Here is a 16,799-nt window from a genome sequence, read left to right as displayed (position 1 = left end):
GTATATTATATGTTTGGATATAATATAACATCATAAATACTGCTCCATTTACCTTTGATTATATAGTTTTCATTAGTGTAGTTAAGTGAGAAATCATGAAAATTAACGTTATGATTTTTTTTCGAATGAAAAAGTATTTAATTGTGAAAAATATAAATCGTAAGGCTTGTTTGTATAAGAATATCTTGGCTCTTTTTTTTATATTTTTTAGCGGCTTTTCATATTCTGATTCATTTGATTTTAAGTTTAGGAGTCCTCGGGAATATATAGGTTCAATAAAAAATATAAGAGAAAACATCGCAGATGCTTTACCCCGTGTTCCCGGTGTTCAGGCACTTAACTCTTCTAATTCCTATAGTGATGTGCGTTTTATCAGTACAGATAATAACGACCAAGAAGTCAAACTTATTCTATCAAATAGTAATCTTTATGCCGTAGGATTTGTTTGCGGGAGGTATTTTTATCGGTTTAATGATCCTGAATTTTCAAACATCACCGTACCAAACACAGAAGCATTGGAAATGAATGTATCATCGGACTATACAAGCTTGAGCACCAGAGCTGGCCGAGTTAGAGCTGATGTGATCGTTAACGAAATAACTATTAATGAAGCTATAAGAAATCTATCAAGTATGGATAGTCAATATGTGACAGAAAATACAGCAAGATCTTTATTGACGTTAATAATCGGAGTGTCCGAATCGGTTCGATTTGCCAACATATCATCTTTTATTTCTCGAAATTATGACAGGCATACTCCGATTGGAAGTTTATATTCCATAACAAACCAATGGGGAAATCTCAGTGACTATGCACGTAGGATGTCGCAAAACGCTAGCTCGGACGCTGAATATTACAGTAGTATTACGCATGCAACAAATAGAAATGAGCTATATTCGTATCTTGCTGTAGCTAACTGCATAAATGATCGGGAAAGAATGAAAGTTTCCAAAATGGGGGAGATGTGCTCATCAGGAGATAGTATAGTGTTAATTGGTAATATATATTGGCCAAAAAATTTAATAGCTGTATTAATTCAATAAATATCATAGTAAATTCGCCGAGGTGTGGGTACTGCCGGTACGCCAGGCGAACGGGGCGCGCTTGAGCACGACGTCACCCTGGACGGCGCGGTGTACCAGGCGTTCAGGGGGATTTTGTGGTGCGGCAGGATGGTTCGACCTGCCTGCAGCTGTGGCACGCGAACGGCCCGCGCACGGTGATCGAGGGCGACGCGCTGCAGATCGCCACCTCCACAACGCTCTGCCGTGATATCACTCTGCGCGGTTACTGCCAGTGGCTGCAACAATGGGTTAGGTCATACTTTAGTGAAAAGGACGGGTATCGCCTTTTGCTGGCCGCGTCACTGAACGAGGTGGAGCACTACCCGTCTCTTAAAGTGCTCTATAGCAGAAGGGTTTAAAGACTCTCTTCCGCGCTCCTTGACTCCATTGCATGCTTTACCTGCCGTTTTCTTACATTCAGTAGTACCTGTGTTGTTGTAGTGACACACTGAATTTGGCCACTTGAACAGAGGTGATATGCTCACCTCAGAACAACACAGGTGCTCTCCAATGAAAAGAAGAAACTTCAGTCCTGAATTCAAACGCGAATCCGCTCAGTTGGTTGTAGATCAAAATTACACCGTCTCTGACGCAGCTAAGGCTATGGATGTTGGTCTTTCCACGATGACAAAATGGGTAAAACAACTGCGTGATGAGCGTCAGGGCAAAACACCAAAAGCCTCTCCGATAACACCAGAACAAATCGAAATACGCGAGCTGAGGAAAAAACTACAACGCATTGAAATGGAAAATGAAATTTTAAAAAAGGCTACCGCGCTCTTGATGTCAGACTCCCTGAACAGTTCTCGATAATCGGGAAACTGAGGGCGCGTTATCCTGTGGTCACTCTCTGCCATGTGTTCAGGGTTCATCGCAGCAGCTACAAATACTGGAAAAACCGCCCTGAAAAGCCAGATGGCAGACGGGTTGTATTACGGAGTCAGGTACTTGAGCTGCATAGCATCAGCCACGGTTAGGCTGGAGCAAGAAGCATTGCCACCATGGCAACCCAAAGAGGCTATCAGATGGGACGCTGGCTTGCTGGCAGGCTCATGAAAGAGCTGGGGTTGTGTACTGGTTCGATACGGTTTGCGACCATATATCCGGCGTCGTTAGTGGGTTAATTTACCCGCGCCATGATGTTATCCGAGCCCTGTTTCCTTATCACTACACCGGTATATGATTACCCAGGTCAACTTCAGGCTGTTACAGGGACGGTAGCCGTTTTCTCATCAGTGCCTGCAAACTCAGTTAAATAATTTTCTGTAAATTGCTGTTTTTAGCTAATTCATCGCAACGGCCTTCTGCATATTAAAATCAACCCCATCTGTCAGCACACGCCAGATAATTCTCGTCAGTTTATTCGCCAGTGCAACCGTGGTTTTCAGGAACCCCTGACGAGCTTCAAGCCTTTGCAGCCAAAGGCCCAGACTGTCATCGCGCTTTTTCATACAGCGCATTACAGACCGTGCTCCATGGATGATTAATGTTCTGAGACTACGATTGCCATTTTTTGTCACGGAGGATAATCGTTGCTTGCCTCCCGAACTGTGCTGCCGGGGAACCAGGCCACACCAGGCGGATAACTCTCTGCCGCTGGAAAATTGCCCTGCATCCACTTCACTGATAAACGCTGCCGCGATGAGCGGGCCGACTCCCGGAATAGTTAACAAATGGCGATAGGCAGCTTGTTGTGAAGACAATGCAGCAATTTCCTTATCCAGTCCGGTGACGCGTTCATTCAGCGCCTGCATGTCTTCCCGCAATGTAGAAAGTAAACGGCGGACAGTGAACGTTAACTCATTCGATGCGTCTTCCATCAGTTCAGGCAGGTGCTGCTGGAGGCACTGGATCCCGACAGGGATAATGAGACCATATTCAGCGAGCAGAGAACGAAGCTGGTTAGCCAGCGCCGTTCTTTGCTCAACCATGAGCTGACGGGTATTTCGCAGCGCTTTGATATCCTGCTGCTCAGCAGTTTTAACCGGAACAAAGTGGATGCCAGGGCGGAGTGCTGTTTCACAAATCGCCAGCGCATCATTAGCATCGTTTTTCTGGCTTCTGACAAAGGCTTTAACGTGCTGGGCAGGTATCAGTCTGACGTTGTATCCCATCGTTCTGAAGGTTCTGCCCCAGAAGTGCGAAGTAGAGCATGCCTCCATCGCGATAAGCGTTCCGGGCTCGAAGTGTCGAACGCAATCCAGCAATTTTGAACGGGAGATCTTCTTGTTATATGCAATTGAACCATCAACCATCCAGACGCATACCTGAAAAACAGATTTGGCAATGTCGATACCAACAACTCTGATTGTGTTCCTGTGATATCACTCCTGAATTAATTGCAGTCAATAGAGTATGGCACTGGCTACTTCAGGGAGGGGCGTCCATAACATCACTACACTCCAGACTCTCCAGACTCTCCAGACTCTCCAGAGGACAGGCTGGGCAGACTGTAATCGATAAATAGGTTATCTACCATTCATGCTACAACCATGTCGAGATTCCAGAAACACCAAATGCGGGCTGTAGTCTCGGCATGTATTTCCGCTCAATAAATGTATTGCTTACTTGGTAACCATTTTCACAGATTAGGTTATCGACGCATTTGGCTGCACAGATACCGTCATTGAGCTCACTTACAGTTATCCTAAACTGCTTCGAAGGTTGAGACAAAATTTCATTGACATGGTCATTATGTTCATCTTCTCCAGAGGGCATAAACGGAAATTTAGACTCAAAAAAGTCCCCATGCGCAATATTGTCTCTGAATAACAAGCATTTTTTGATGGTCTGATAATCGCGACTGCCTAACAGATCTCCAATACCACAAAGATTCATAGTTTTTTTATGAAAATCTTTACGTCCTGATCTATCATTAGTTTTGTCGTAATTTGAATCAACCTGCCTCCGGTAAAAGATGAACATTGCCTCAATGGCAAAAGCTAGGAAAACAAAACCCGTGGAACAATGATACTGCTTCCATGAATATTCTTTTGCTTGCTTGGCCAGTTCATATGCTGTTTCCGCAATTATCATACACTCATAAGAGGGTTTATTTTGCTTACTAACATTAATCATAAATGACGCTACCTTCCATTTCGCCAATCTTGCTAAGGCTTAAGACCTTCATGTTTGCATAATTCACTTATGCCACTCAGTTCATATAAATCACATCACTTTTGATGCCAAGCAAGTTATCACAGAGCAGGTCGAGCGCGAACAACTTGAACATTTGCGTGAGTATTTTCGTCAATGTGTAACATACTATAGAGAAGTGAGTAAACAGTTACCACATGGTTCAGATCTTGCGTATCAGCGTATGGCAGAGTCCAACGATAAAAAGTAAATGATACCTGAGTTACATAATTCCCCAGTGTTAATAATTGGTTTTTAATGGCGATAACGCATACTTTCCTGCACTGTGCCGGCATGATTTTTCACTATGGATCTCTGGCATGGCCTACTCAGATACACCCGAACAATCCGCTGTCATCAACTGGAAAGGCCGACACCTGGTGGTTAACGCTTTTGCTGGTACTGGTAAAACATCAACGCTGGTTCGCTACGCGCAGGCCAATCCTGACCGTAGAATGCTTTACCTTGCCTACAATCGTGCAGTTCGTGATGAGGCTGAACGAAACTTTCCCTTCAACGTCGAATGTAAGACCTCTCATCAACTGGCCTGGATGAAGTTTGGCAGGCATTTAAAGCCGAGATTAACGGCCAATTTGCGCATTACCGATGTTGCCCGCAAGCTAAATACCCGTCACTGGGCGTTGGCCAGAGCAGCCTTGTCTGCACTGAACCATTTCCTGTGTAGTGCTTCCCCGGCACTCAGTTACGAACATCTTCCAGATGAGAATGATTGCGATGGTCTGGATGCCAGCAAGATATTGGGTGCCGCTCAGTTTCTGTGGAACGAGATGAGTAGCATCGATTCGATGTTTCCTGTCACGCATGATACCTATCTGAAGCTGTTCCAGTTGTCAGCGCCCGATTTGTCGAAACGGTGGGACACCATTCTGTTCGATGAAGCTCAGGATGCAAATCCTGTCACCAGTTCGCTGGTGCTGAGTCAGAACTGTAATGTCGTACTGGTTGGCGATCGCCATCAGCAGATTTACCGTTTTCGCGGTGCCGATAACGCACTGGATGCGCCAGCCCTTGAAGAGGCCGACCGCCTGTGGCTGACGCAAAGTTTTCGGTTTGGTCCTTCTGTTGCAAAAATGGCGAATGTATTGCTGAAGCGCCAGGAGGAAACACATCCGGTGATCGGCAATGGCGGTGATGACGATGTGGTTGATCGACTTCCTGAGGACGTTTCGCGTTACACGGTGCTCAGCCGTACAGTGGGGGGAGTCATTGGCGCAGCGCTTTATGAAAGCATGAGGGAGAAACGTGTGTATTGGGTGGGGGGAATTGAAGGCTATAAAACGGAAGAACTGGAGGATCTGTACTGGTTTTCTGTTGATATGCCTGAACGGATGCGTGCGCCGCGTCTCAACCGTGAATATCGGAATTTTGAAGAGTATAAGTCTGTCGCCAAAGCAACGAGTGATGCGGAAATGAATCAGGCGATCGGCCTGTTGGATAAATACTTTCCGCTGCCGCAAAAATTGCAGATTTTACGGCGCCAGGCTACGACACAAGAAAAAGACGCTGATGTTGTGGTGTCGACTGCACATCGCAGCAAGGGGCTTGAATGGGAAACAGTGATTTTAAACGATGATTTTGCGGATATCACAGATCCATTGTTATCGGAAGCAGCAAGAACGGATGAAACCAATTTGCTCTATGTGGCGACAACCCGGGCGCGGAAACTTTTGGTCAGAAATGAATTACTGCAATTGCTCAGTGAACAGGAAGAGTCAACCGATACAAAAGAAGAGCTTCAAACTGACGACGGTACGCCAGAGCCTGCAGATGATATGCCGTTTATCAAGAGCGCTGTTCCTGATGAAGAATGACAGACCTCTTCTGAATAATTTTTAAAATGCAAAAAGAGTTTACTCTTGTCTCCCGACCGTGAGCCGCTCAAGACTGTGCCGCTCACAGGCAGGAGACATTCATGCTCACCAGAATAAAACATTTTCTTGTTGGCGCGGATAGCGCTCCCCGAAATGAGGCTAATTCTCCCCGATCAACGTGTCCGTCCGGCTATCACGTTCCTAGCCCTATTGACGCATTAATTGCGTTCCCGCAGCGTCAGCGTTTTCTCCAGCAGCTTAATGACAATCATGCGCTGCCGGCGGCGTTTTATCGGCAGAGTTATCTGGCTCCTCTGTTTTCGTTACTCAGTCGTGTTCAGAATCTGCCTGCTTCAAAAGAGGGAAATTGGGCACATGCCGGTGCGTTTGGCGATTTGACTATACAGTTTGCTACGTATGCGGTCAGGCTTGCCAAGGGGAGAACCCTGCCCCCGGGGAGCCCGCCGGAGGAACAAGCGGCTCAGGGATTACTCTGGAACGCCGTGGTGTTTTGGTCAGCCTTGTTTTATCACCTGCCATTACTCTGTGAGTGGGAAGGGGAGTTAGATGGCGGAGAGTGCTGGAACCCGGGATTTACGGTTCCGGGAAAGCCATTTCGCTTTCGGTATCGTGCGGATAAATTGCCTCCTTCCTATGTGCAAGGCCGGGTATCATTACTGGCAGGCATGCTATTACCTCCATCCGCGCTTCCCTGGCTATCGGCTGTTCCTGAGGCGTTCGACTGTCTGGCACAGCGTACACTTAGGAGACCTGCAACCATTGCGCTGATTGATGAATTGCTGCTTTTGGCCGCAGAAAAGTGTGGTGCGCCGCCATTAACAGGGACGCTGCCCCAGCCAGTGTTGTCAATGCCGGCGACGGAGAGTAGTGAGCTACCGATTGTCTCACTGGGGCCGTTGATGGCATCGGCGTTAACGTCGGCACTGTCTGATAACAGTCCGACAACTGGAAGTAATGAGCCGTCTCCGGTATCAGAAGCGGAAGCAACACTATCATTAAAACAGGCGCCTCTGCTTCCTAATGCGTCGGTTTCGGTACTGGATGCAATGGTTTTGGGGAGCGATACGCCTGTAGCTTCTGAGCAACAGACAGCGGATCCGACACCTAAACCGGTTCAGGATGATACCCAGGCGCTTCTGGGCCTTTTTTCCGGCATGGCAGATACCCTGAAGCCGGATATTGAACCAGTACCTGAGACAGTCGCCGTCGTTCCGAATGAGCTAAAAAATAAAAAGGAGGATGAAAACACCTCGTTGGTTGAGTCCCTGGGATCTGTTATTTCCCCGGCAGAGAAAACTGGCAACGATCAGGAAGGAAATAACAAAGGGACGGTATTTCTGGAATGGTTATCCGCTGGATTAATTGGTGGAAGAATAACTATCAATGAAGAAGGGGCTCGCGCTCATATCGTTGCCGGATTCGTTTTTTTGTGTGTGCCCGAAATATTTTATCTGTTTCAGAAGGAAACTGGAAATAAGGGAAAGCGTAACGCATTGCAGGCATCGTTTGAGCGTTTGGGCGTGCATCGTGTTGCCGACGGCAGGCGTTTCTTGCAGGCCAGAATATACAGTACCCCATCAGGAACAGGGACGTATCAGAACATTAACGGTTACCTGGTTAAAGCTTCATCACTTTATCGGGGAAATCGTATTCCTGACGAGAGCGCATTATTGATCTTGCCCTGACGTATGGCAATCTGATTAGCGGACTAATGTTTAGTCTGCACACAGCAAAGGCGCATTTGTGCTCTATAAATATAAGGGAAATTATATGTCTGATAAGTCAATGAGCTGGGATGAGTTGGTCGATGAATATTTTTTTTCTCATAATCTTCGCCAAGCGACAGAAATCAGCTATTTAAAAGTGGTTAATGGTTTCAAACGATACATGGGCGAGGGGGTAGAGCCAAATCAAATAACACACAGAGATGTGTTGAGATGGCGACGAAATATCTTAAAAGAGAGAAAATTATCGGCGCATACCTGGAATAATAAAGTAGCGCATATGCGAGCAATATTTAATTTTGCTATAGAGCAGAAATTAATCGAACAAGAGAAGAATCCGTTCAACGATGTGGTTGTGCAGAAGGACCGTAAGAAAAAGAAAACTCTGACGCGTGAACAACTGACGACAATTTATCTACTGATGCAACGAATAGAAACCGAAGAACCTCATGCTATCTGGGGACAACGGTGTGCGCTTTATCCCGTCTGGTATTGGCTGACAGTCCTCGATACCCTGCGCTATACCGGCATGAGGCAGAATCAATTACTGCATATCCGGTTACAGGACATCAATCTCGACGAAGGATATATTGAATTGCGGCTGGAAGGAAGTAAAACGCACCGCGAGTGGCGTGTGCCGGCCGTTCTTCATTTGCGTACGCGGCTGGCCGCGTTACTGGCTCGTGCGAAACTGGCCGGAGCACAGCCAGCCGATCTGTTGTTTGATGTAACCCGCTTTATGAAATCCCGTCGGCACCAGGACGAGTATCAGTACGATGAAGCGAGAGCATTACAAACGACCCGATCATTTTTTTATCGCCTGTCCCGTGATTGCGGGTTTGCGGTATCGCCTCACAGGTTCCGACACACGCTGGCAACGGAATTGATGAAGGCGCCGGAGCGTAATCTTCAACTGGTCAAGGATTTGCTGGGGCATCGCAGTGTGAGCACGACAATGGAATACATTGAGCTGAATATGGAGATAGTGGGGAGAACGCTGGAAAAAGAGCTGGCGTTACATACGGATATTTATGCGCAACCCGTTTTACATGACTTGACAGTAATGTAATTCACTGTAACCATACGCGGGAACGAGAAAAGGGAATCTGCTGGCATGCAGATTCCCTATCTTGAGGATTCAGTTCTTATCCACAGTGCAGCCTCTTCGACTGTCTCTGCACCGGAACGATTTTATGACCGAACCCTGTATTAACCGCCCGTTAAGTTTCTCACTCTTAACCAGCGTGCTTTGATGCAAGTGGTGCCCGGACTCGGAATCGAACCAAGGACACGAGGATTTTCAATCCTCTGCTCTACCGACTGAGCTATCCGGGCAACGGGGCGCATTAAACCGTATTGACTGCTTGCCGTCAACGGGTTTATGAGTTAACAAGCGGAAAACCCTACTGATTGCCGACTTTTCAGCCAACGCGCGGAGTTCGCGTTTCTCATTGCTTTTGCGGTCAGGTCAATGCCCCGTTTTTACGGCATAATGAAAAGCGGAGAACATCTTCGGCCAGCCGTCGTGCCGTTGCAATGCTCGATGCCTGATGTTTTACCAACAGATTGCTTAAACATCCTTCCAAAATCAGTTCCATCTGCTGAGCCACCATTTCCGGATCGTCGGTTTCCAACTCTTCCAGCAGGTCGCGGGTATAGCGGTAGGATGCCTGTTTCTGCTGCTCGGCAATCTGATGGATCGGGTGGTTAATATCAGGAAAGAAGCTGCAGGCGGCCACAAACAGGCAGCCGGGATAACGCTGTTGTTTTACCGCATCATGCAGCACCTGATAACGCGCCAGCAGTTTTTGCTCAGTGTTTTTCGTGTCATCCAACAGAAGCTGTCGCCGCCAGACATCGACCTGTTGGCTGTGATAGCGCAGGCTGTCATAAAGCAGGGCTTCGCGATCGGGCCAAAACGGCAGTAGCTCTGCCATGGAAACGTCCAGTTTTTCAGCCAACATGTCCAGAGTGGTCATGGCGAAACCGTGTTGTTCCAACAGCGTGAGTGCATGTTCAAGAACGTCTTCCCGTTGCATTGGCTCTCCTCCAGAAAAGCGATTGCCAGAATAAATAGTGTCGTTTACGGACTGAACTTCTGCAAATGTGCCTGAAATTTTTCCGCGTCCATAAATCCGGTAACGCGTGAGCCGGGTATCTCTTTACCCTGCGCATCAAAAAACAGGATGGTGGGTAGCCCCAGAACCTGTAGTTGTTTCAGCAACCTGTTCTGTTCCGTTCGATTTTCGGTCACATCAGCTTGTAATAACGTCATGCGTGATAAAAGGCGCTGCACATGGCTATCGCTGAAGGTGTATTTTTCAAACTCTTTACAGGCGACGCACCAATCAGCGTACAGATCGAGCATCACGGGTTGATGGCGTCCCGCCAGCGCATTATTCAAACTGACGACGTTGGTCACCGGTGTAAAATTGAGGGCGGAAGAGGCATGTCGCCGTTCAGATTCCGCCGGTGGAAATATCCAGTTCTGTAGCGGTCGCGCTGCGACTAGAGCACTCGCCAGCAGCAGTAGCTGAACGCCGCGCATCCAGCCTTTATGGCTGCGTAAGCTCAGCGTGAACGCCCAGCCGAAAAAGGCCACACCCAACAGACTCCACAATCTGATCCCCCAACTTTCACCCAGTATGCGCTCAAGGAGAAAAACGGGCAGCGCCAGAATGACAAAGCCAAACGCTTCTTTGACGTATTGCATCCACGGGCCGCTGCGCGGCAATAGTCGATTGCCGAACATCGTGATCAGGATCAGCGGCAGGCCCATGCCGAACGCATATAAATACAGTGAGCCACCTCCCGCCAATAAATTGCCGCTTTGCGCAATATAAAGCAGGATGGCGCTAAACGGCGCAGTGGTGCAAGGCGAGCAAATTAATCCCGCCAGCGCCCCCATGCTGAATACGCCAGCCAGCGATCCGCTTTGCTGGCGATTACTCCATTCCGCCAGTCGCGTTTGCATGGCGGGCGGCAATTGCAGGGTATACAGACCGAACATCGAAAGCGCCAGTGCGATGAACAGCACAGACAGGCCAATCAAGACATAAGGGTGTTGCAGCGCAGCCTGAAAACGCAGCCCTGCAGCGGCGACAATGAAGCCCAGCAGCGTGTAAGTCAGCGCCATGCCCTGCACGTAGGTCATCGAAAGCCAAAAGGTTCGCTGGGGCGTCAACTGCGTTTTCCTGCCGAGCACCAGACCGGATATCAGTGGATACATCGGCAGCACGCAAGGGGTAAATGCCACGCCAATGCCAATCAATAGCGCCCACCAGGGTGAGAAGGGTAATGGCCGTTCTTGTGGCTGCTGATTTTGTGAGAAACCTTCGCCTGCAACCTGGGTAGTCTGGCTCACCGGGATGATCCGTGTTTCAGGCGGGTAGCAAAACCCGGCATCAGCGCAGCCCTGATAAGTGATTTTCACCGTGGCATCTTCATTAGTCTGAATAAGCGGAATAGTCAGCGTCAAATGCTGTTTAAAGATGGAAATCTGGCCGAAAAATTCGTCACGATGAGGGATGCCTTGCGGTAAAACGACATTACCGAGAACAGCATGACTGCTTTCCAGTTTTATCTGCTGCCGATAGAGGTAGTAGCCTGGCTGTATTTCCCAGCGGACGGTTAACTGGTTATCCCGCTGCTGGAAGTCAAAGGCAAACGCCTGATCGACAGGCAAAAACTGCGAATTCTGGTTATCGCCAACCCTGTTTTGAGCAAACGGTGAGGCGGTAGTTGCGGTGCTAAATGCTGCCCAGATCAGGATAATCAGTGTAAAGATTCGTTGAGCCATGTCAGATAATCGCTATCGCCACTCAGTACCGGTAGCACCAGCAGTTCTGGTGTCTGATAAGGATGGTGTTGTTTCAGGTGATCCAGCAAAGCCTGCTGATGTGAAAGGTTACTTTTGATTAGCATTTGTACTTCTGATTGCTGCTCAAGTTTGCCTTCCCAATAATAAAGCGAGCGAGTGCCGGGCAAGAGGGTTACGCAGGCGGCAAGCTGTACTTCCAGTAATGATGCGGCAAGCTGTTGTGCGCAAGACTCGTCAGGCGCGGTACACAGTATGACGACGGCATCGCAAGCAGGGCGGTCGGACATCGTGACCTCGGTTTCAGGTGAACATAAGGACACTATACCTTGCTTTGTATAATGAGGGGAATTGTGCGGCTCGGGGCGGCTGTGTAGAAGCAGCATAAAATTAAGGCACGCCGCTTTCAGGGAGCGCGTGCCTTCAATGGGTTTAAGTCAGAAAATTAAGACTGTTCGTTCTCGTCGGTGTAGCGCTTGGCTTTGTATTCCGGGTGCATCAGGTTCTGAATGGAGAAAATGTCATCCAGTTCAGCTTCCGTCAGCAAACCGCGCTCCAGAACGACTTCACGTACGCTTTTTCCGGTTTCCGCGCAGATCTTGCCGACAATATCGCCGTTATGGTGGCCGATAAACGGGTTCAGATACGTGACGATACCGATGGAGTTAAAGACATAGGCCTCGCACACTTCTTTGTTAGCCGTGATGCCATTAACGCATTTTTCCAGCAGGTTGTAGCAGGCGTTGGTCAGAATGTGGGTTGACTCAAACATGGCCTGACCGATGACCGGCTCCATAACGTTGAGCTGAAGTTGCCCTGCTTCGGAAGCCATGGTGACGCAGGTATCGTTGCCGATGACCTTGAAGCACACCTGATTGACTACTTCCGGGACTACCGGGTTGACTTTGGCCGGCATGATTGAAGAACCCGCCTGCAACTCTGGCAGGTTAATTTCGTTCAGACCGGCACGCGGTCCGGAAGACAGCAGACGCAGGTCGTTACAGATTTTTGACAGCTTCACCGCCAAACGTTTAAGCGAACTGTGCACCATAACGTAAGCGCCGCAGTCAGATGTAGCTTCAATCAGGTCTTCCGCCGGAACACACGCCAGGCCGCTGACTTCCGCTAACCGCTGTACTGCCAGTTGCTGATAGCCATCCGGCGTGTTTAGCCGAGTACCGATGGCCGTCGCCCCCAAATTCACTTCCAATAATAATTCTGCGGTACGCAACAGATTTTTGTTTTCTTCTTTCAGTAACACATTGAAAGCATGGAACTCCTGGCCCAGTGTCATGGGAACCGCATCCTGCAACTGGGTTCGTCCCATTTTCAATACGTTTTCAAATTCTTTGGCTTTGCGTTCGAAGCCATCACCAAGTTGAGTCAGCGCATCGATCAATTTCAAAATGGAGGCGTAAACGGCAATACGAAACCCGGTGGGGTAAGCGTCGTTAGTCGATTGGCACTTGTTCAGATGATCGTTTGGGTTCAGGTACTGGTACTCGCCTTTCTGGTGTCCCATCAGTTCCAGACCGATATTGGCCAGCACCTCGTTGGTATTCATATTAACCGAAGTGCCTGCGCCACCCTGATAGACATCAATCGGGAATTGATCCATGCATTTGCCGTTATTCAATACTTCATCACAGGCCTGGATGATGACATCGGCAATTTTACGCGGGATGGTTTGTAGTTCTTTATTTGCGAGTGCGGCAGCCTTTTTGACCATTACCATGCCGCGCACAAATTCTGGAATGTCGCTTATCTTACTGTTGCTGATATAAAAATTTTCGACAGCCCGGAGTGTATGAACGCCATAATAAGCATTGGCGGGAACTTCCTTCGTACCTAACAGGTCTTCTTCAATACGAATGTTATCTGACATGAGAGCCTTCTCTTAATTCTGCTGTTAAATTTGACTTGTGTGAACTAATTGCACCGCTATACGCAACAGTAGCAGAATGTTTAACCATAACTGCATCCGTTGTTGTGATGATATGCTGCTCGGCGAACAAAAATTGTAGCCCGGATCACTATCTTATCTTTCCATTATCCTCAGAGAAATGAACTGTGATAGTTGTCACGCGCAACTATTTTAAAATAATAAATGGCTCTGCCATAGCTTGAAAATCGCTGACCGCGCTACCATCTCAGTGAATTATAATGTGCAGTGCAGTGATGTCTGGTCATATTTGTTTTCAATAACATAATTTGTTTACAACAACTGCGTTTGTTCTTAACAGTATGCGTTTTTCAATAACAGGAGAGTCAGGTGCGCTGGTTACCGTTGTTATTAATTTTTCTTTTTGCCTACATAGAGATATCGCTGTTCATTCAGGTGGCAGAGGTACTTGGCGTGGCGATGACCCTGTTGTTGGTGGTCTTCACTTCTTGTGTCGGTGTGTCGTTGGTGCGTAATCAGGGCATGAAAACCATTGTTCAGATGCAGCAGAAAATGGCATTGGGTGAAAGCCCTGCGGCGGAGATGGTGAAAAGCGTGTCTCTGGTGCTGGCAGGTTTCCTGCTTTTGATCCCCGGATTCTTTACCGATTTCCTTGGGCTGTTGCTGTTGCTGCCGCCGGTACAGAAGCGTTTAACCCTGAAACTGATGCCGCATTTGCATATCTGGCGCTCAGGCTCCGGCGCTCCCCCGTCTGACGGTAATACGTTTGAAGGCGAGTATCAGCGTAAAGACGATGGCCGCAGAAATATTGAACACCGGGATGAAAAAGACGATCGCTAAGTGTGATATAAACCGAATGATGAACAAGAATTATCGTGTTGATAATTCTTGTTTTTTGTTTATAGGAATACAAAAAAACAGCACTTGACACAAAAAAAATGAATTTTTTCCCTTGAAGGGAAAAGAAACGCCCCCACTTAGAACACCACAAGGTCAGATATGAGGGCATATCTGGCGTTCATCCTAAACTGATGTGGACTTTCTCAAAGGAGAGCTATCAATGAAAATTCGTCCATTGCATGACCGCGTGATCGTCAAGCGCAAAGAAGTCGAGTCCAAATCTGCTGGCGGTATCGTTCTGACCGGCTCCGCCGCAGGTAAATCTACCCGTGGTGAAGTACTGGCCATCGGCCATGGCCGCATCCTGGAAAATGGTGAAGTCAAACCGCTGGATGTGAAAGTTGGCGATATCGTCATTTTCAATGATGGCTATGGCGTGAAGGCAGAGAAGATCGATAACGAAGAAGTGTTGATCATGTCTGAAAGCGACATCCTGGCAATTGTTGAAGCGTAATTGCGCGTAATCATCTGAACTGAACGAATTTAAGGGAAATACACCAATGGCAGCTAAAGACGTAAAATTCGGTAATGACGCTCGCGTAAAAATGTTGCGTGGCGTAAATGTACTGGCTGATGCAGTGAAGGTTACCCTGGGCCCTAAAGGCCGTAACGTTGTATTGGATAAATCCTTCGGTGCACCCACTATTACCAAAGACGGTGTTTCTGTTGCACGTGAAATCGAACTGGAAGACAAGTTCGAAAACATGGGCGCGCAGATGGTTAAGGAAGTTGCCTCCAAAGCGAATGATGCGGCGGGCGACGGTACCACCACGGCAACCGTACTGGCTCAATCCATCATCACTGAAGGTCTGAAAGCCGTTGCGGCGGGCATGAACCCGATGGATTTAAAACGCGGTATCGATAAAGCCGTTATCGCCGCAGTTGAAGAATTGAAAAAACAATCTGTTCCTTGTTCCGATTCAAAAGCCATCGCACAGGTTGGCACCATCTCTGCAAACTCCGACGAAACCGTGGGTAAGCTGATTGCTCAGGCGATGGAGAAAGTGGGTAAAGAAGGCGTTATCACCGTTGAGGAAGGTTCAGGCCTACAGGACGAACTGGACGTGGTTGAAGGTATGCAGTTTGACCGCGGTTATCTGTCTCCTTACTTCATCAACAAACCGGAAACCGGTTCTGTCGAGCTGGAAAGCCCGTTCATTCTGCTGGCCGACAAGAAAATCTCCAACATTCGTGAAATGCTGCCGGTGCTGGAAGCAGTGGCTAAAGCCGGTAAACCTCTGCTGATTATCGCGGAAGATGTTGAAGGCGAAGCGCTGGCGACGCTGGTGGTTAACACCATGCGCGGTATTGTGAAAGTGGCTGCGGTTAAAGCGCCTGGTTTCGGCGATCGCCGTAAAGCCATGTTGCAGGATATCGCTACCCTGACTGCCGGTACCGTTATCTCCGAAGAGATTGGTCTGGAGCTGGAAAAAACCACGCTGGAAGATCTGGGCCAGGCAAAACGCGTCGTTATCAATAAAGACACCACCATCATCATTGATGGCGTGGGTGACGAAAGCGCAATTCAGGGCCGGGTTACTCAGATTCGTCAACAGATTGAAGATGCGACTTCAGACTACGACAAAGAAAAACTGCAGGAACGTGTGGCTAAACTGGCTGGCGGCGTAGCCGTTATCAAAGTTGGCGCGGCGACTGAAGTTGAAATGAAAGAGAAGAAAGCCCGCGTTGAAGATGCGCTGCACGCTACCCGCGCCGCCGTAGAAGAAGGTGTGGTTGCCGGTGGGGGTGTTGCACTGATTCGTGCCGCTTCCTCTATCAGTGCTTCTGGCCTGAAAGGCGATAACGAAGATCAGAACGTGGGTATTAAAGTTGCGCTGCGCGCCATGGAATCTCCGCTGCGTCAGATCGTTATTAACGCCGGTGAAGAAGCCTCTGTTATTGCCAACACGGTTAAAGCCGGTGAGGGCAGCTATGGTTATAACGCTTACACTGAAGAGTACGGCGATATGATCGGCATGGGTATCCTCGATCCAACCAAAGTGACCCGCTCTGCTCTGCAATATGCAGCTTCTATCGCAGGCCTGATGATCACCACCGAATGTATGGTTACCGATCTTCCGAAAGAAGATAAAGGTGCTGATATGGGCGCTGGTGGTATGGGCGGCATGGGTGGAATGGGCGGTATGATGTAAAACGGCGCCGCTGTCATCAGACGTAACGTACTGATGACAGCCCGGCCCGGTTTACACTCGTCACATCTTGCAGTTCAAAAAGCACTATCCGGTTAGCTAGCTGGATAGTGCTTTTATTTTATGTCGTTACCTGGCCGCCCCGGTTTACCTGCCTGCGTCGCTGTTGCCCGGTTATCATCCTGTTTTGCGTGACTTTCTCTTTAAAATCAGTAAGTCTTCTTTCCCTATTACGATTACAAAAATGTTGCCA

At 48.3% G+C, this 16,799-nt stretch carries 15 protein-coding genes, 1 tRNA gene and 1 pseudogene; 10 read left to right on the top strand and 7 right to left on the bottom strand.

Annotation, left to right across the window (positions count from 1 at the left end; genetic code table 11):
- The first annotated feature begins 95 nt into the window (after positions 1–95).
- The 3 genes and pseudogenes from BIY29_RS15630 to BIY29_RS15620 form a co-directional block, all read left to right on the top strand.
- Entirely contained in the window at positions 96–1,043 is a 948-nt protein-coding gene (locus tag BIY29_RS15630; RefSeq protein WP_121576000.1) for a ribosome-inactivating family protein, read from the top strand.
- A 116-nt stretch (positions 1,044–1,159) separates the two neighbouring features.
- Complete coding sequence (locus BIY29_RS20065) at positions 1,160–1,423, top strand: hypothetical protein (protein ID WP_147437167.1); 264 nt, start codon at positions 1,160–1,162, stop codon at positions 1,421–1,423.
- A gap of 151 nt (positions 1,424–1,574) precedes the next feature.
- A pseudogene (locus BIY29_RS15620) lies at positions 1,575–2,134 on the top strand (transposase); the annotation flags it as partial.
- A 213-nt stretch (positions 2,135–2,347) separates the two neighbouring features.
- On the opposite strand, the gene BIY29_RS15615 reads toward BIY29_RS15620, so the two are convergent.
- Together BIY29_RS15615 and BIY29_RS15610 are read right to left on the bottom strand one after the other, a co-directional pair.
- The gene (locus tag BIY29_RS15615) at positions 2,348–3,373 is read right to left on the bottom strand and encodes an IS110 family RNA-guided transposase (protein ID WP_121575998.1); all 1,026 of its coding nucleotides are present in this window, start codon (positions 3,371–3,373) and stop codon (positions 2,348–2,350) included.
- 175 nt (positions 3,374–3,548) lie between these two features.
- On the bottom strand, positions 3,549–4,142 hold the full coding sequence (locus BIY29_RS15610) for a hypothetical protein (protein ID WP_121575997.1): 594 nt from the start codon (positions 4,140–4,142) through the stop codon (positions 3,549–3,551).
- A gap of 58 nt (positions 4,143–4,200) precedes the next feature.
- On the opposite strand from BIY29_RS15610, the gene BIY29_RS15605 reads away from it, so the two are divergent.
- The 4 genes from BIY29_RS15605 to BIY29_RS15590 all read left to right on the top strand — a co-directional run bounded on the left by BIY29_RS15605 (position 4,201) and on the right by BIY29_RS15590 (position 8,845).
- Positions 4,201–4,410, top strand: coding sequence for a DNA polymerase III subunit theta (locus tag BIY29_RS15605; protein ID WP_121575996.1), 210 nt, complete (start codon positions 4,201–4,203; stop codon positions 4,408–4,410).
- A gap of 109 nt (positions 4,411–4,519) precedes the next feature.
- Positions 4,520–6,031, top strand: a complete 1,512-nt coding sequence (locus tag BIY29_RS15600; RefSeq protein ID WP_240630165.1) for an ATP-dependent helicase — start codon at positions 4,520–4,522, stop codon at positions 6,029–6,031.
- A gap of 101 nt (positions 6,032–6,132) precedes the next feature.
- Positions 6,133–7,737, top strand: a complete 1,605-nt coding sequence (locus BIY29_RS15595) for a conjugal transfer nickase/helicase domain-containing protein (RefSeq protein ID WP_121575995.1) — start codon at positions 6,133–6,135, stop codon at positions 7,735–7,737.
- An 85-nt stretch (positions 7,738–7,822) separates the two neighbouring features.
- On the top strand, positions 7,823–8,845 hold the full coding sequence (locus BIY29_RS15590) for a tyrosine-type recombinase/integrase (RefSeq protein WP_121575994.1): 1,023 nt from the start codon (positions 7,823–7,825) through the stop codon (positions 8,843–8,845).
- Positions 8,846–9,035: 190 nt separating this feature from the next.
- Here the strand turns inward: BIY29_RS15590 and BIY29_RS15585 are convergent.
- The 5 genes from BIY29_RS15585 to aspA form a co-directional block, all read right to left on the bottom strand.
- A tRNA-Phe gene (locus BIY29_RS15585) sits at positions 9,036–9,111 on the bottom strand.
- Positions 9,112–9,239: 128 nt separating this feature from the next.
- Complete coding sequence (locus tag BIY29_RS15580; RefSeq protein WP_095834919.1) at positions 9,240–9,815, bottom strand: transcriptional regulator; 576 nt, start codon at positions 9,813–9,815, stop codon at positions 9,240–9,242.
- Between the two features lie 44 nt (positions 9,816–9,859).
- On the bottom strand, positions 9,860–11,575 hold the full coding sequence (locus BIY29_RS15575; RefSeq protein ID WP_121575993.1) for a protein-disulfide reductase DsbD: 1,716 nt from the start codon (positions 11,573–11,575) through the stop codon (positions 9,860–9,862).
- The gene (cutA, locus tag BIY29_RS15570; RefSeq protein WP_121575992.1) at positions 11,551–11,883 is read right to left on the bottom strand and encodes a divalent cation tolerance protein CutA; all 333 of its coding nucleotides are present in this window, start codon (positions 11,881–11,883) and stop codon (positions 11,551–11,553) included. The genes BIY29_RS15575 and cutA overlap by 25 nt, the downstream gene beginning before the upstream one ends.
- A 155-nt stretch (positions 11,884–12,038) precedes the next feature.
- Complete coding sequence (gene aspA, locus BIY29_RS15565; RefSeq protein ID WP_121575991.1) at positions 12,039–13,478, bottom strand: aspartate ammonia-lyase; 1,440 nt, start codon at positions 13,476–13,478, stop codon at positions 12,039–12,041.
- A gap of 387 nt (positions 13,479–13,865) precedes the next feature.
- On the opposite strand from aspA, the gene BIY29_RS15560 reads away from it, so the two are divergent.
- The 3 genes from BIY29_RS15560 (at position 13,866) to groL (ending at position 16,549) form a co-directional block, all read left to right on the top strand.
- Complete coding sequence (locus BIY29_RS15560; RefSeq protein ID WP_121575990.1) at positions 13,866–14,336, top strand: FxsA family protein; 471 nt, start codon at positions 13,866–13,868, stop codon at positions 14,334–14,336.
- 220 nt (positions 14,337–14,556) lie between these two features.
- Positions 14,557–14,850: a co-chaperone GroES gene (locus BIY29_RS15555; protein WP_048636335.1), complete on the top strand. Its 294-nt coding sequence runs from the start codon at positions 14,557–14,559 to the stop codon at positions 14,848–14,850.
- A 46-nt stretch (positions 14,851–14,896) separates the two neighbouring features.
- Positions 14,897–16,549 (top strand): chaperonin GroEL, encoded by a 1,653-nt coding sequence (gene groL, locus BIY29_RS15550; protein ID WP_121575989.1) that lies wholly within the window; start codon positions 14,897–14,899, stop codon positions 16,547–16,549.
- Positions 16,550–16,799: the final 250 nt, after the last annotated feature.

The sequence above is a fragment of the Brenneria alni genome (genome assembly GCF_003666245.1).
Taxonomy (GTDB): Bacteria; Pseudomonadota; Gammaproteobacteria; order Enterobacterales; family Enterobacteriaceae; genus Brenneria; species Brenneria alni.
This window is presented reverse-complemented; position numbering and strand designations above follow the sequence as displayed.